The sequence below is a fragment of the Streptococcus sp. 4155 genome (genome assembly GCF_013276695.1).
Lineage (GTDB): Bacteria > Bacillota > Bacilli > Lactobacillales > Streptococcaceae > Streptococcus > Streptococcus pseudopneumoniae.
The window spans coordinates 61,076-74,956 of the sequence record NZ_VMLM01000043.1; the positions used below are offsets into that span (position 1 = coordinate 61,076).

13 protein-coding genes and 2 pseudogenes are annotated in these 13,881 nt (G+C 42.4%); 7 read left to right on the plus strand and 8 right to left on the minus strand.

Features of this window, described 5'->3' with window-relative positions; translation table 11 throughout:
• Positions 1-42: 42 nt before the first annotated feature.
• The gene (locus HT715_RS05890; RefSeq protein ID WP_000690861.1) at positions 43-672 is read right to left on the minus strand and encodes an MBL fold metallo-hydrolase; all 630 of its coding nucleotides are present in this window, start codon (positions 670-672) and stop codon (positions 43-45) included.
• 463 nt (positions 673-1,135) lie between these two features.
• The gene (locus tag HT715_RS11905) at positions 1,136-1,300 is read right to left on the minus strand and encodes a hypothetical protein (RefSeq protein WP_050207832.1); all 165 of its coding nucleotides are present in this window, start codon (positions 1,298-1,300) and stop codon (positions 1,136-1,138) included.
• A gap of 299 nt (positions 1,301-1,599) precedes the next feature.
• Between HT715_RS11905 and HT715_RS05900 the strand changes: the two genes are divergently transcribed.
• On the plus strand, positions 1,600-3,822 hold the full coding sequence (locus HT715_RS05900; RefSeq protein WP_050207829.1) for a bifunctional (p)ppGpp synthetase/guanosine-3',5'-bis(diphosphate) 3'-pyrophosphohydrolase: 2,223 nt from the start codon (positions 1,600-1,602) through the stop codon (positions 3,820-3,822).
• Positions 3,823-3,851: 29 nt separating this feature from the next.
• Complete coding sequence (gene dtd, locus HT715_RS05905) at positions 3,852-4,295, plus strand: D-aminoacyl-tRNA deacylase (protein WP_000691425.1); 444 nt, start codon at positions 3,852-3,854, stop codon at positions 4,293-4,295.
• Positions 4,296-4,326: 31 nt separating this feature from the next.
• Here dtd and HT715_RS12425 read toward each other — a convergent pair.
• Together HT715_RS12425 and HT715_RS05920 are read right to left on the minus strand one after the other, a co-directional pair.
• Positions 4,327-4,692: pseudogene (locus tag HT715_RS12425) on the minus strand (hypothetical protein).
• 217 nt (positions 4,693-4,909) lie between these two features.
• Positions 4,910-5,560 (minus strand): metal-dependent transcriptional regulator, encoded by a 651-nt coding sequence (locus HT715_RS05920; protein ID WP_000188518.1) that lies wholly within the window; start codon positions 5,558-5,560, stop codon positions 4,910-4,912.
• Between the two features lie 111 nt (positions 5,561-5,671).
• On the opposite strand from HT715_RS05920, the gene HT715_RS05925 reads away from it, so the two are divergent.
• The gene (locus tag HT715_RS05925) at positions 5,672-6,514 is read left to right on the plus strand and encodes a metallophosphoesterase family protein (protein ID WP_054388031.1); all 843 of its coding nucleotides are present in this window, start codon (positions 5,672-5,674) and stop codon (positions 6,512-6,514) included.
• Between the two features lie 75 nt (positions 6,515-6,589).
• Positions 6,590-7,027, plus strand: coding sequence for an Rrf2 family transcriptional regulator (locus tag HT715_RS05930; protein ID WP_001166799.1), 438 nt, complete (start codon positions 6,590-6,592; stop codon positions 7,025-7,027).
• Between the two features lie 167 nt (positions 7,028-7,194).
• Here HT715_RS05930 and HT715_RS05935 read toward each other — a convergent pair whose 3' ends face one another.
• Positions 7,195-8,268 (minus strand): DUF2974 domain-containing protein, encoded by a 1,074-nt coding sequence (locus HT715_RS05935; RefSeq protein ID WP_054388032.1) that lies wholly within the window; start codon positions 8,266-8,268, stop codon positions 7,195-7,197.
• A 155-nt stretch (positions 8,269-8,423) separates the two neighbouring features.
• Between HT715_RS05935 and HT715_RS05940 the strand changes: the two genes are divergently transcribed.
• Positions 8,424-9,101: a response regulator transcription factor gene (locus tag HT715_RS05940; RefSeq protein ID WP_000548993.1), complete on the plus strand. Its 678-nt coding sequence runs from the start codon at positions 8,424-8,426 to the stop codon at positions 9,099-9,101.
• A complete protein-coding gene (locus tag HT715_RS05945; RefSeq protein WP_054388033.1) occupies positions 9,094-10,068 on the plus strand; it encodes a sensor histidine kinase in 975 nt (324 codons plus the stop codon). The genes HT715_RS05940 and HT715_RS05945 overlap by 8 nt, the downstream gene beginning before the upstream one ends.
• Before the next feature lie 46 nt (positions 10,069-10,114).
• Here the strand turns inward: HT715_RS05945 and thrS are convergent, their stop codons facing one another.
• The 3 genes and pseudogenes from thrS to HT715_RS05955 form a co-directional block, all read right to left on the minus strand.
• Positions 10,115-12,058 (minus strand): threonine--tRNA ligase, encoded by a 1,944-nt coding sequence (gene thrS / locus HT715_RS05950; protein WP_138706556.1) that lies wholly within the window; start codon positions 12,056-12,058, stop codon positions 10,115-10,117.
• A gap of 40 nt (positions 12,059-12,098) precedes the next feature.
• Positions 12,099-12,307, minus strand: a pseudogene (locus HT715_RS12430) (hypothetical protein).
• A 102-nt stretch (positions 12,308-12,409) separates the two neighbouring features.
• Positions 12,410-12,754, minus strand: coding sequence for a hypothetical protein (locus HT715_RS05955; RefSeq protein ID WP_054388035.1), 345 nt, complete (start codon positions 12,752-12,754; stop codon positions 12,410-12,412).
• Between the two features lie 204 nt (positions 12,755-12,958).
• Between HT715_RS05955 and rpsO the strand changes: the two genes are divergently transcribed.
• Complete coding sequence (gene rpsO, locus HT715_RS05960) at positions 12,959-13,228, plus strand: 30S ribosomal protein S15 (protein ID WP_001018251.1); 270 nt, start codon at positions 12,959-12,961, stop codon at positions 13,226-13,228.
• Positions 13,229-13,881: the final 653 nt, after the last annotated feature.

The following is a 13,881-nucleotide window of genomic DNA, read 5'->3' on the forward strand; positions in this document are numbered from 1 at the left end:
TTCATTGAGTATTAAATTGTGCTATCGATTGTCATCATCTTGCTAGAAAAAGGGATTGAAGGCCTTTTCGTGAGCGATAGTAGTAGCTGGACCATGTCCTGGATAGACATCGTAGTTTGGTAGGGTGAAGAGTTGGGTCTGGATACTATGAAGGAGTTGCTCTGTACTACCAGTCGGAAGATCCGTCCGTCCAATTGTTTCGCGGAACAGAGCATCTCCCGTCAAGACTAGGTGAGCATCAGGAAAGACTAGGGAAACACCACCGATAGAGTGCCCTGGGGTCGGTAGAACCTTAAAACGAAATTCCTCTAGTTGGTATTCTTCGTGAAAGACAAAGGTGTGTTCTGCAGGTTTTGTGACCACATCTGCCATATCATCGTGGCGAGGGAGACCGGAGAGATTATCGACAGGAGTGTAGAGCCAGCTGGCTTCGCTCTCTGCGATATAGACAGGAGGATTGCCAAAGGTCTCGCGCACCAAGTCCAGACTCATGATATGGTCATAATGAGCGTGGGTCAGGAGAATAGCGCAGATCGGTTTGTTGAGGTTCTCGATTGTCTGACGAATGGCTTCCCAATGACTACCAGGATCTACTACGATAAGGTGCTTTTCGCCTTCTAGGTAATAGGTGTTTTCATAGGCAACAGGATTCACAGTTTTATGAATTTTCATATTAGCTCCAATCTCAAAGAATGTACTAAATTAAGTATAGCATAGTTGGGGGAAATAGGTAAGGATTTAGAATGAACTTAAAAACCAGCATGACTAGATGAAGACAGGCTGGTTATCAATTTATCAATATTGGAAAGGTGTCAATTGCCCTCCATAGGTTGCATAAACTCCGTCACTAGCTTGTTTGATAGATGTGATGTTTAGAGTGCCACCGTAGTTGGCTTCTCGTTTATCGCTATATTCACTATAAGTTATCCTATTGGGCAGGTTCTGATCCTTAGCCTAGTATTGAACGACTGTTTTTTTATAGCTTTGTTGGCTGAATAGAAACAGGCAGCTAACTCCTAACACTAGGAGAGCAAAGATAGAAATAGCAGCTTTTTTCATAGGTGTTCTCCTTATAAACTAAAGGATAGAAGAAAGTATCTTGAGGATTTTTATACTCTTCGAAAATCTCTTCAAACTACGTCAGCGTCACCTTGCCGTATATATGGTTACTGACTTCGTCAGTTCTATCCACAACCTCAAAACAGTGTTTTGAGCTGACTTCGTCAGTTCTATTTACAACCTCAAAGCGGTGCTTTGAGCAACCTGCGGCTAGTTTCCTAGTTTGCTCTTTGATTTTCATTGAGTATTAATTCCAAAATCCAGTCAAGGTACCAGTGTATGTGACACGAGTTCCACCGTTTATCTTTCGTATCTTCAATGGAATTGGGGAAGTCAAAAAGTCTTTGGGTTACAATATGGTTTCCGTTCTTCTATCTCTCCTTCTATCACCTAAGTTTAAAATCTAACTTCGTAGTATATTATGGACCAATAATTCAGAATTATCAAGCAATTCTGAATTATTTTTTCTTATTCTGTTCCAATCTAGTTTTCATATTCTTAAAAAAGTGATAAAATGGTAGGAAGAATTGGAGAGTAGAGATGCCAAAAGAAGTGAATTTAACAGGCGAAGAAGTTGTCGCTTTAACCAAAGAATATTTAACGGAAGAGGATGTCCATTTTGTCCATAAGGCCTTGGTCTATGCGGTGGATTGTCATAGTGGTCAATACCGCAAATCAGGCGAGCCTTATATCATTCACCCTATTCAAGTGGCAGGTATTCTAGCCAAACTCAAGCTGGATGCTGTAACGGTAGCTTGTGGTTTCTTGCATGATGTGGTGGAAGATACAGATGCGACCTTGGACGATTTGGAAAGAGAGTTTGGTCCCGATGTGCGCGTGATTGTTGACGGAGTCACCAAGCTTGGCAAGGTCGAGTACAAGTCTCACGAAGAGCAGTTGGCTGAAAATCATCGCAAGATGCTCATGGCCATGTCTGAGGACATCCGCGTTATCTTGGTCAAACTGTCTGACCGCTTGCACAATATGCGAACCCTGAAACATCTTCGAAAAGACAAGCAGGAGCGCATTTCCAAAGAAACTATGGAAATCTATGCCCCACTTGCTCACCGTTTGGGGATTTCCAGTGTCAAATGGGAATTGGAAGACCTGTCTTTCCGTTATCTCAACCCGACAGAGTTTTACAAGATTACCAATATGATGAAGGAAAAGCGCAGAGAGCGTGAAGCCTTGGTGGATGAGGTAGTCACAAAATTAGAGGAGTATACGATAGATCGTCACTTGAAAGGGAAGATTTATGGTCGTCCCAAGCATATTTACTCAATTTTCCGCAAAATGCAGGACAAGAGAAAACGGTTTGAGGAAATCTATGACCTGATTGCCATTCGTTGTATTTTGGATACCCAAAGTGATGTTTATGCCATGCTTGGTTATGTGCATGAACTTTGGAAACCCATGCCTGGTCGCTTTAAGGACTACATCGCTAACCGCAAGGCAAATGGTTACCAGTCTATCCATACGACTGTCTATGGGCCAAAAGGACCGATTGAATTCCAAATTCGGACCAAGGCCATGCACGAGGTGGCTGAGTACGGGGTTGCGGCTCACTGGGCTTATAAGAAAGGCGTTAAGGGGCAGGTTAACAGTAAGGAGTCTGCTATTGGGATGAACTGGATCAAGGAGATGATGGAGCTTCAAGATCAGGCTGATGATGCCAAGGAATTTGTGGACTCTGTTAAGGAAAACTATCTGGCTGAGGAGATTTACGTCTTTACACCAGATGGAGCTGTCCGTTCTCTTCCAAAAGATTCAGGACCTATTGACTTTGCTTATGAAATCCATACTAAAGTCGGTGAAAAAGCGACTGGTGCCAAGGTCAACGGCCGTATGGTTCCACTGACAACCAAGCTCAAAACAGGGGATCAGGTTGAAATTGTCACCAACCCCAACTCCTTTGGACCTAGCCGCGACTGGCTCAATATGGTCAAGACCAGCAAGGCGCGCAACAAGATTCGTCAGTTTTTTAAAAACCAAGATAAGGAATTATCTGTTAATAAGGGTCGTGAAATGTTGATGACCCAGTTCCAAGAAAATGGTTATGTGGCCAATAAATTTATGGACAAGCGTCATATGGACCAAGTCCTGCAAAAGACCAGCTACAAGACAGAAGACTCCCTCTTTGCGGCCATTGGTTTTGGGGAAATCGGTGCTATTACTGTCTTTAATCGTCTGACTGAAAAGGAACGTCGTGAAGAAGAACGTGCCAAGGCCAAGGCTGAGGCAGAAGAACTTGTCAAAGGTGGCGAGGTCAAGGTTGAAAATAAAGAAACCCTCAAGGTCAAGCATGAAGGTGGTGTGGTCATTGAAGGTGCTTCTGGTCTCCTAGTGCGGATTGCCAAGTGTTGTAACCCCGTGCCTGGTGATGATATTGTCGGCTACATTACCAAGGGTCGTGGTGTGGCTATTCACCGTGTGGACTGTATGAACCTGCGCGCCCAAGAAAACTACGAGCAACGTCTCCTTGATGTGGAGTGGGAAGGTCAGTACTCTAGCTCAAATAAAGAGTATATGGCTCATATTGATATTTATGGCCTCAACCGTACAGGATTGTTGAACGATGTACTGCAAGTTCTCTCAAACACAACCAAGAATATTTCAACAGTCAATGCCCAACCAACCAAGGATATGAAATTTGCCAATATCCATGTGTCCTTTGGCATTACCAACCTCTCGACGCTGACTACGGTTGTGGACAAGATTAAGAGTGTGCCAGAAGTTTACTCTGTCAAACGAACCAACGGTTAATTGTCTGAGTTCTTACTAGAAAGGCTATTATGAAAATCATTATCCAACGTGTTAAAAAAGCCCAAGTCAGTATCGAAGGTCAGGTTCAGGGAAAAATCAATCAGGGGCTCTTATTGCTGGTTGGTGTTGGACCAGAGGACCAAGAGGAAGATTTGGACTATGCTGTGAGAAAACTGGTCAATATGCGGATTTTTTCAGATGCAGAAGGCAGGATGAACCTATCTGTCAAAGATATTGAAGGAGAAATCCTTTCTATTTCCCAGTTTACCCTCTTTGCGGATACCAAGAAAGGCAATCGTCCAGCCTTTACAGAAGCAGCCAAACCTGATATGGCATCAGACTTCTATGATGTTTTCAACCAAAAACTAGCGCAAGAAGTGCCTGTTCAGACAGGTATCTTTGGAGCGGATATGCAGGTTGAGCTGGTCAATGATGGGCCAGTTACCATTATCCTAGATACTAAAAATAGATAAGAAAGATCAAGCCCAGCCGGCTTGGTTTTTCTCATCTATCATAAAATACTCCAAAAGAAATCGGTGCTTGATAGGCTTGGGGAAAGTCTTGTTTCAGGATTTGGCAGGTGCGATAGGAAGGGATGAGATGTCCTAGGATGAGGAGAGTCCCCTGAAGGAAAAGTGGGGTACCACTTAAACATATCAAGGAGAGAATCATCAGGATATCCCATAGAAGGATTTGTAAGGCAAAGCGCCAGAATCTCGGTCTAATCTGGGAATAGAGTTGACTAAAGTGGTCACAAAGCTGGTTAGAAAGATAGGTCAACAGCACAGGGTGAAAGAAAATGAGCTAACCGCTATAAATCAAAATCCAATCCCAAGTAAGCACCTCTTTAAAAGCCAAAATGCCCAGCATGATTCCATCAATGACAAGGAGCTCAATGGTTTTGATGAAGATGATTTTTTCATGATAAGCCCTCCTTTTTTCATCTGTTAGTGACGGAATAGTTTATATAATTATTATACAATATTTAGTTGGATTATGGAAGCGCTTACTATCGTTTTTGATATAAAAAATAGATAAGAAAACCCTGAAAATAAAACTTTCAGGGTTGGTTGGGGTACTTGAGAAATTAGTCGATTTTTTCGACGTAGAGTTGTTTTGCAATGTCCATACTTACTTGCAAATTCTCGTTTTTACTGAGGATAGTGAAGGTATTGCTGAAGCCATCAAACTGCTTGACTTGGAGAGGATCACCGATGTGAAGTGAGTGCTTATCCAAATAACTGAGAATGTCAAAACTATCGTGCACACGAGTCAGGCGGTAGGCGCCAGCTTCCTTGATGTCAGCTAGTGGCAGGTTATTGATTTCAACCAGGAGTTCTCCCTTGGCAGGAATAGTTCCTCCGTGAGGGCAAGTCTTGGGGAATCCAAGTAATTTTTCTAGTCTCTCCACGAATAGCTCAGAGACAGTATGTTCCAATACCTCAGCTTCCTCGTGAATCTGGTCACTCGTATAGTCTAAATGATGGACTAGAAAAACTTCAATCAAGCGATGCTTACGGTAGAGCTCTGAGACCAGTTTGAGCCCAAGGTCCGTCAGTAGATAGCCACATTCCTTGTCCTTGAGGATGAGATTTTCGCTCTTCATCCGTTTAATCATTTCAGTTACGGCAGGGGGAGAGACTTGCATACGAGCCGCAATTTCCTTGTTAGTAATTTTATGCAGGTCTATGCCAATTTCATAAATACACTTTAGATAATCTTCTTTATTCGGGGTCATTCGTTTCCTCTTGTCTAATATCTTTATCTAGTATATCAAAAAAAGCTAGATTTCTCTAGCTGTGACTTTTTATGTTATACTTATTGCAAGAGAAAAAACGAGGAGATGAATATGACAAAAATAGCTCTTCTTTCAGATATTCATGGAAATACTACAGCCTTGGAGGCTGTTTTGGCAGATACTCGGCAGCTAGGAGTGGATGAATACTGGCTTTTGGGAGACATTCTCATGCCAGGGACAGGGCGTAGAAGGATTTTGGACTTGTTGGCTCAACTACCGATTACAGCTAGAGTTTTGGGAAACTGGGAAGACAGTCTTTGGCATGGTGTCCGCAAGGAATTGGATAGTACTCGTCCCAGTCAACGCTATCTCTTGCGCCAGTGCCAATATGTTTTAGAGGAAATTTCCCTAGAAGAAATCGAATTGCTCCACAATCAACCACTCCAGCTTCATCGTCAGTTTGGGGCTTTGACGGTGGGAATTAGCCATCATCTACCTGATAAGAATTGGGGGCGTGAGTTGATTCATACTGGAGCGCAAGAGGATTTTGACCGCTTGGTGACCAATCCACCTTGTGATATTGCTGTTTATGGACATATTCACCAGCAGTTGCTTCGTTACGGAACTGGTGGGCAATTGATTGTTAATCCGGGTTCGATTGGGCAGCCTTTCTTTTTGGATGCCCAGTTGCGGAAGGACTTGCGGGCCCAGTATATGATTTTGGAGTTTGATGACAAGGGCTTGGTAGATATGGATTTCCGACGGGTAGACTACGATGTAGCAGCTGAATTGCAGCTAGCTAAAGACCTGAGACTTCCCTATTTTGAGGTTTATTATGAAAGTCTGGTCAATGGTATCCACCATACTCATCATCAGGAATTTCTGAGAGAATTGGCGCAGAAAGAGGGCTATGATAGGGAATTAGATGCCTGGTTAAAAAGTGGTAATGATTGACATTACAACTAAAAAGGGTATAATAAAAGAAAAAGAAGAGTAGAGGCAGGGGAGCCTCGTAAAAAGGAGAAGAGCATGCAAATTCCAAGTAGATTTACCATTGCGACTCATATGCTGATAATCATTGCCCTCAAGGGGAAGGAAAGCAAGGTGACCAGTGATTTTCTGGCTGCTAGTGTTGGGGTCAATCCTGTCATTATCAGAAAAACCTTGTCTCAGTTGAAGAAGGCCGAGCTGATTTCAGTAGCGCGTGGAACAGGGGGGACAGAGATTGTCAAGGATCTCAAAGACATTAGTCTTTTAGATGTTTATCAGGCGGTGGAGTGTCTTGGTAAGACAGGCCAACTCTTTAGTTTCCATGACAATCCAAATCCAAATTGCCCAGTCGGAGCTCATATTCATGAGGTTTTGGATCAAAAATTGGAGAGAATCCAGCGAGCTATGGAGGCTGAACTTGGTCAGACCAGCCTAGAACAAGTCGTGGCCGATGCAGAGAGTCAGATGAAGGATTGATTTTTTCTTTAAAACAAGAAAAGCTTATGAGAAGGTTTTTATACTCAATGAAAATCAAAAAGCAAACTAGGAAGCTAGCCGCANNAAGTCAGTAACATATATACGGTAAGGCGACGCTGACATGGTTTGAAGAGATTTTCGAAGAGTATTACCTTTTCATAAGCTTTTTATCTATTCTTCCAGACTTGGTAACGGGTATCAATCAATAATTGGGTAAGGCGTCCCATGGTTTCCCTTTCTTCTGGAGTGAGGGATTGAGCTTGGACAAAGAGATGATGAATGTGTTCAATAGCCTTAAAGGAAGACAGGTCATTGATGGAGCTAATTCCAGCAGCTAGAATGGTGCCAAAGAAGAGGTCGAAGTAGAGCTGAAGTTCTTCATCAGGGACTGTCGCTACCCATTCTTTAAAGGTTGTGTCTACCTGTTGACTATCACTATTGGTCTTATCCAGTTGGACGAAGTGCTTGTCCTCAATCTGCCAACTAAAGGTATCGTGCTGGGCGATGCCACCCAAGGCAGTGCTATGAACGATGATTTGGTGGGCAGGAATTTCCAGCATCCTACCGATAATGGAACCTTGTGGAATGAAGACCTTGGTTCTATCCATTATCCTTTGATAACCTTCGGTCTGTGTCAATTCTTGATGGAGACCAGGTGCATCAAATGTATAGACTTCGGTAATCTGATTTTGCAAGCTTTGCTCAATTTGACTAGCAGCATAGATAGCTAGATTTCCTCCCTTGGAATGCCCAGCTAGAATGACTTTTTTCCTAGGGTGGTGGACAAAAAAGTTCTCTAAATAGCATAGGGCGTGCTTTTGAGCAGGAATTTCCTTCATATAGGTCATGTGGAAATCTTCCTTCCAGCCAATGATACTGTCATCAGTCCCACGAAAGACAATCAGATAGGTATCGAGAGTGAGGCGGTAGGTCATAGCCGCAAATTGCTTTTGCAATTCAGGGTCGATGTCGTTGATAAAATGGGAGAGTTTGCAATTTTTGAAGCGCTTGTGTCGAGCTAATTCATCCAATAATTGGAGACGATTTTTACTGGTCAACATGCTGGACTCTCTTGGAACCTGAGGTGCCAAATCTAAAAGTCGCTGAGGAGTTGAGGAGACTAGATTATCAAAGGGAAGGTAGGTGGTTTCTGTTAAGGTTAGAATGTCTAATTCATTTAAAGGTAGGTCGTAAAAGGAATCATATGCGACAACTTTCAGGTAGTCAAAAATATTGGTCATAAGTGCTCCTTTCTTTTTATTTATCTTATCAAATTTCCCTCAAATTAGCTACTAGGATTGCCTCACTATGTTGGCTAAAAACAAGCTATGTCAAATTCAGTTTCAGACATTCGAGCATGGAAAAATCTGTTATAATAATAGAAAAGGAGGAGCGCATGCACAAGATTTTACTAGTAGAAGATGATCAGGTTATTCGTCAACAGGTCGGGAAAATGCTCTCTGAATGGGGATTTGAAGTGGTTTTGGTAGAAGACTTTATGGAAGTTTTGAGTCTTTTTGTCCAATCGGAACCTCATCTGGTCCTCATGGATATTGGGCTGCCCTTGTTTAATGGCTATCACTGGTGTCAGGAAATCCGCAAGATTTCCAAGGTGCCTATCATGTTTCTGTCTTCGAGAGACCAGGCTATGGATATTGTCATGGCAATCAATATGGGCGCGGATGACTTTGTGACCAAGCCTTTTGACCAGCAGGTTCTTTTAGCCAAGGTTCAGGGCTTGCTGCGTCGTTCCTATGAGTTCGGGCGTGACGAGAGTTTACTGGAATATGCTGGTGTTATCCTCAATACCAAATCTATGGATGTACATTATCAAGGCCAAGTCTTGAATTTGACCAAGAACGAATTCCAGATTTTACGAGTTTTGTTTGAGCATGCAGGCAATATTGTAGCGCGTGACGACCTCATGCGGGAACTTTGGAACAGTGATTTTTTCATTGATGATAATACCCTCTCTGTCAATGTGGCTCGTTTGCGTAAAAAATTGGAAGAGCAGGGCTTGGTAGGATTTATCGAGACCAAGAAAGGGATAGGGTACGGACTGAAGCATGCTTGATTGGAAACAATTTTTTCTAGCCTATCTGCGCTCCCGTAGTCGTCTGTTTGTCTATCTGCTTGCTTTAGCATTTCTGATTTTGCTCTTTCAGTTTTTATTTGCAAGTTTGGGAACTTACTTTCTCTACTTTTTCCTCTTGTGTTGCTTTGTAACCATCTTATTTTTCACTTGGGACATATTGGTGGAAACGCAGGTCTATCGTCAGGAAATTCTCTATGGGGAGAGGGAAGCTCAGTCTCCTTTGGAAAGAGCCTTGGCTGAAAAATTAGAAGCGCGTGAGATGGAACTCTATCAGCAGAGGTCTGACGCAGAAAGAAAACTGACGGATTTGCTGGATTACTATACCTTGTGGGCCCATCAGATTAAGACCCCCATTGCAGCCAGTCAACTCTTAGTTGCAGAAGTGGTCGACCGCCAACTGAAGCAGCAATTAGAACAGGAAATTTTCAAGATTGACTCCTATACCAATTTAGTTTTACAGTACCTGCGTTTAGAAAGTTTTCATGATGATTTGGTCTTAAAGCAGGTTCAAATTGAGGACTTGGTTAAGGAAATAATTCGTAAATATGCTCTTTTCTTTATTCAAAAAGGCTTAAATGTCAATCTACATGACCTTGATAAAGAAATCGTGACGGATAAAAAGTGGCTGCTAGTGGTTATTGAGCAAATCATCTCAAATAGTCTCAAGTACACTAAGGAAGGTAGTCTGGAGATTTATATGGACGGTCAAGAGCTCTGTATCAAGGATACAGGAATCGGGATAAAAAATAGTGATGTCCTCCGAGTCTTTGAACGTGGCTTTTCAGGATACAATGGACGCCTAACCCAGCAGTCCTCTGGACTTGGCCTTTACCTATCTAAGAAAATTTCTGAAGAACTGGGGCACCAGATTCGTATCGAGTCTGAGGTCGGAAAAGGAACGACAGTGCGGATTCAGTTTGCTCAAGTGAACCTAGTCCTTGAGTGAGAATAGACGAAAAAGCCTCCGGACTGGAGGCTTTTATGCTAGGCTCTTATTTCTCAACGCGTGATTTGTTGGCTATATCAGCTAGGATAGCTTGAACAAAATCATCTACTGAGACAGTTTGTGTTTCTTTTTGGCCGTAGCGACGAACGTTGACTGTTCCGTCTTCCATTTCCTTGTCCCCAACGATCAATTGGTAAGGAATCTTGCTTGTTTGTGAAGCACGGATCTTGAACTGCATTTTTTCATTGCGCTCATCTACATCTGCACGGACACCACGGTCACGGAGTTTCTTAGCCACTTCCCAAGCGTAGTCCACGTGTTTTTCGTTCGAAACTGGGATGAGGGTTACTTGGTGTGGTGCCAGCCATGTTGGGAAGGCCCCCTTGTAGTTCTCAATCAAGATAGCGGTGAAGCGTTCCATAGTTGAGATAACTCCACGGTGGATCATAACTGGACGGTGCTCTTCGCCATCAGCTCCGATGTATTTAAGGTCGAAACGTTCTGGAAGCAAGAAGTCAAGTTGGATAGTAGAAAGAGTTTCTTCTTTTCCAAGAGCGGTCTTAACTTGAATATCCAATTTTGGTCCGTAGAAGGCTGCTTCACCTTCGGCTTCAAAGTAGTCCACGCCCATTTCATCAAGGGCTGCACGAAGCATGGTTTGAGCATTTTCCCACATTTCATCGTTATCAAAGTACTTGTGAGTATCTTGAGGGTCACGAAGAGAGAGGCGGAAGCGGTATTCAGTCAAGTTGAAGTCTTCATAAACATCGATAATCAACTGAAGAGCACGTTGGAATTCTTCTTGGATTTGTTCTGGAGTCACAAAGAGGTGACCATCATTGAGTGACATTTCACGTACACGTTGAAGACCAGTGAGGGCACCAGATTTTTCATAACGGTGCATCATACCGATTTCAGCGATACGGATTGGCAACTCACGGTAAGAGTGAACATGGTGTTTGAAGACTTGGATGTGGTGCGGACAGTTCATTGGACGAAGGACAAATTCTTCCCCGTCACCCATGTCCATAGTTGGGAACATGTCTTCTTGGTAATGATTCCAGTGACCAGAAGTCTTGTAAAGTTCAACAGAAGCAAGTGGTGGAGTATAAACGTGTTGGTATCCAGAAGCCAACTCTTTGTCAACGATGTAGCGTTCCAACTCACGACGGATAGTCGCACCATTTGGCAACCAGAATGGAAGTCCTTGACCAACTTCTTGTGAAATCATAAAGAGGTCAAGCTCTTTACCAAGTTTACGGTGGTCACGTTCCTTAGCTTCTTCACGCATTTGAAGGTAGTTTTTCAAGTCTTTCTTGTCAAACCAAGCTGTACCGTAGATACGTTGCATCATGGCGTTGTCGCTATTTCCACGCCAGTAAGCACCAGCTACATGGAGAAGGTGGAAGATTTGGATACGACCTGTTGATGGAACGTGAGGTCCACGGCAGAGGTCTACATATTCACCCTGACGATAGATAGTCAAACCGCCTTCGTCTTCTGAGTGTTCTTCAATCAATTCCAACTTGTAAGGGTCATTTTTGAAGATTTCACGTGCCTCGTCTTTAGTCACTTCTTCACGGATTGATGGGAAGTTTTCTTTGACAATTTTTTGCATTTCTTCTTCGATACGAGGAAGGTCTTCGTTAGAGATTTGACCAGCTGTGTTGTCAGTATCATAGTAGAAACCATCTTCGATGGCTGGGCCAACTCCCAAGTGAATGTCTGGGAACAGACGACGAGCTGCTTGGGCGAACAAGTGAGCAGCTGAGTGACGCAAGATTGGAAGGGCATCTTCGTGATCAGGTGTCACAATTTCGATGCTTCCATCTTCAGTGATAGCGCGAGTAGTGTCGATGAGTTTGCCGTTGAATTTACCAGCCAAGGCTTTTTTAGCTAGGGAATTGCTGATAGATTGGGCAATTTCAAAAGTTGTTACGCCAGATTCGAATTCACGAATAGCGCCATCTGGGAAAGTAATGTTAATCATGATGTTCTCCTTACTTATATTATTGACGAATGTGTTAACCCTATTCTGAAAACAGGGACAGAGGATTTTGAAAGCTAGAAAAACAAAAAGCGACATCCTCAAAAGGACGTCGCAACGTGGTTCCACCTTCATTTATGTACCTCAAAAAAGAGGGACACCTCTGATTGGCTCTAACGTGGCCACCGTTTTATGTTTTCATAAAAAACTCAAGAGTAGTGTCAGTTTAGGCTTTCTATGCGTTTCCAGCAACCACGCACTCTCTAGTAGAAAGGGACTAAGTGACTTGTCTCTATGGATTATTATAGCATGATTGTGAGATTTTTCAAGGATTTTGTGAAAGTTTTTTGTTTTTCATTTTTGCAGAATATGCTTGATACCAATACCGGAAGCCATGCCGACCAGAGCAAAGGTTTCATAGATTAGCAAGTAAATTAGTATAAACTCACCAAAAGTTATGATAGTAAAGCAAAAGAGCAGTCCGTTACCAATTAACCACCAAAGTGAGAAACGGAAACGGTAGCTATAGAGTAGCGATATAATCAAGATTACCAGAGGTGTAAAGAAGAGAATATTATTTACATAGAGACCCTTGAGCAAAAGGGGGTCAGAAATGATTAGTGATAACAACTCATAAAGTGGCCAATAAAAGAAAAATATGACCAGATAGTAGGGGAGATGGGAATAGAATCTAGGCATGATAATCACCTCGTTTTAAAAAACAGACAACTTGGATTTCTTATTATGATTATTATAGCATATTTAAAACAAGAAAGTAAATCTGTTGACAAAGAAGTTAGTTATTGGTAGAATAGGGATTGTCGTAAAGACAAATAACTTCTTCTTGGTTCCAGGCATGCCAACCTGTCACTCGGATGAAGCCAAATAAAAAGGAGAAACATCATGGCAATCTCAAAAGAGAAAAAAAATGAAATCATCGCACAATATGCACGTCACGAAGGTGATACAGGTTCAGTAGAGGTTCAAGTTGCTGTCCTTACTTGGGAAATCAACCACCTTAACGAACACATCAAACAACACAAAAAAGACCACGCTACTTACCGTGGACTGATGAAAAAAATCGGTCGCCGTCGTAACTTGCTTGCATACTTGCGTAAAAACGACGTTAACCGTTACCGTGAGTTGATCAACTCTCTAGGACTTCGTCGCTAATTCAAGATACAAAGGCCGTCAAAAGCACAAAGCAAAAATAGGAAAATTGACGAAGAAACTTCAGTTTCTAGGAGATTTTATCTTTTTTGCCAAGTGCTTAGGCCGTGTTCAATTGAGCATATCTTGATAATAAAGCTACTCTAAATTGGGTAGCTTTTTTGCGTTGTCACCTTACCTCGCTATACTCAAGTATAATCTTCGGTTACGGTTCCTAACACTGTAAGGTAAAATAAACTAGCTTTTCTCCCTTCGGGGAGATTTTTTTTGTTTCACTGAAAGTTTCGTACAATCTTCGCCTCGTCGCCTAGCCTATAAACGGATTATCTAGCAAGAATCATGATGCTAAGGGTGTCAAAAATCCGTATGAAAATAGGGAAATGACACAGTGTTCGATGAACACAAGGAGTTTCATCTTTTCCACTAAGATTTTAGCCCGGGCTCAAATCAGCTCTCTGATTTTCAGAGGGCTTTTTTATTGAGGTTTTATCGGTCACAATTTTGGAGACTACAAAAACCTCAAATGGTATCAGCTAATTACACCATAAAGGTGCGTAGCTACTCGGCTTGAAAAGCCGAGTAGCTGTCTGCAAGCCCACTCGGAGAGCCCACACTTTACGAAGTAAAGTATAGTATGTTATACTTTACATGGAAGT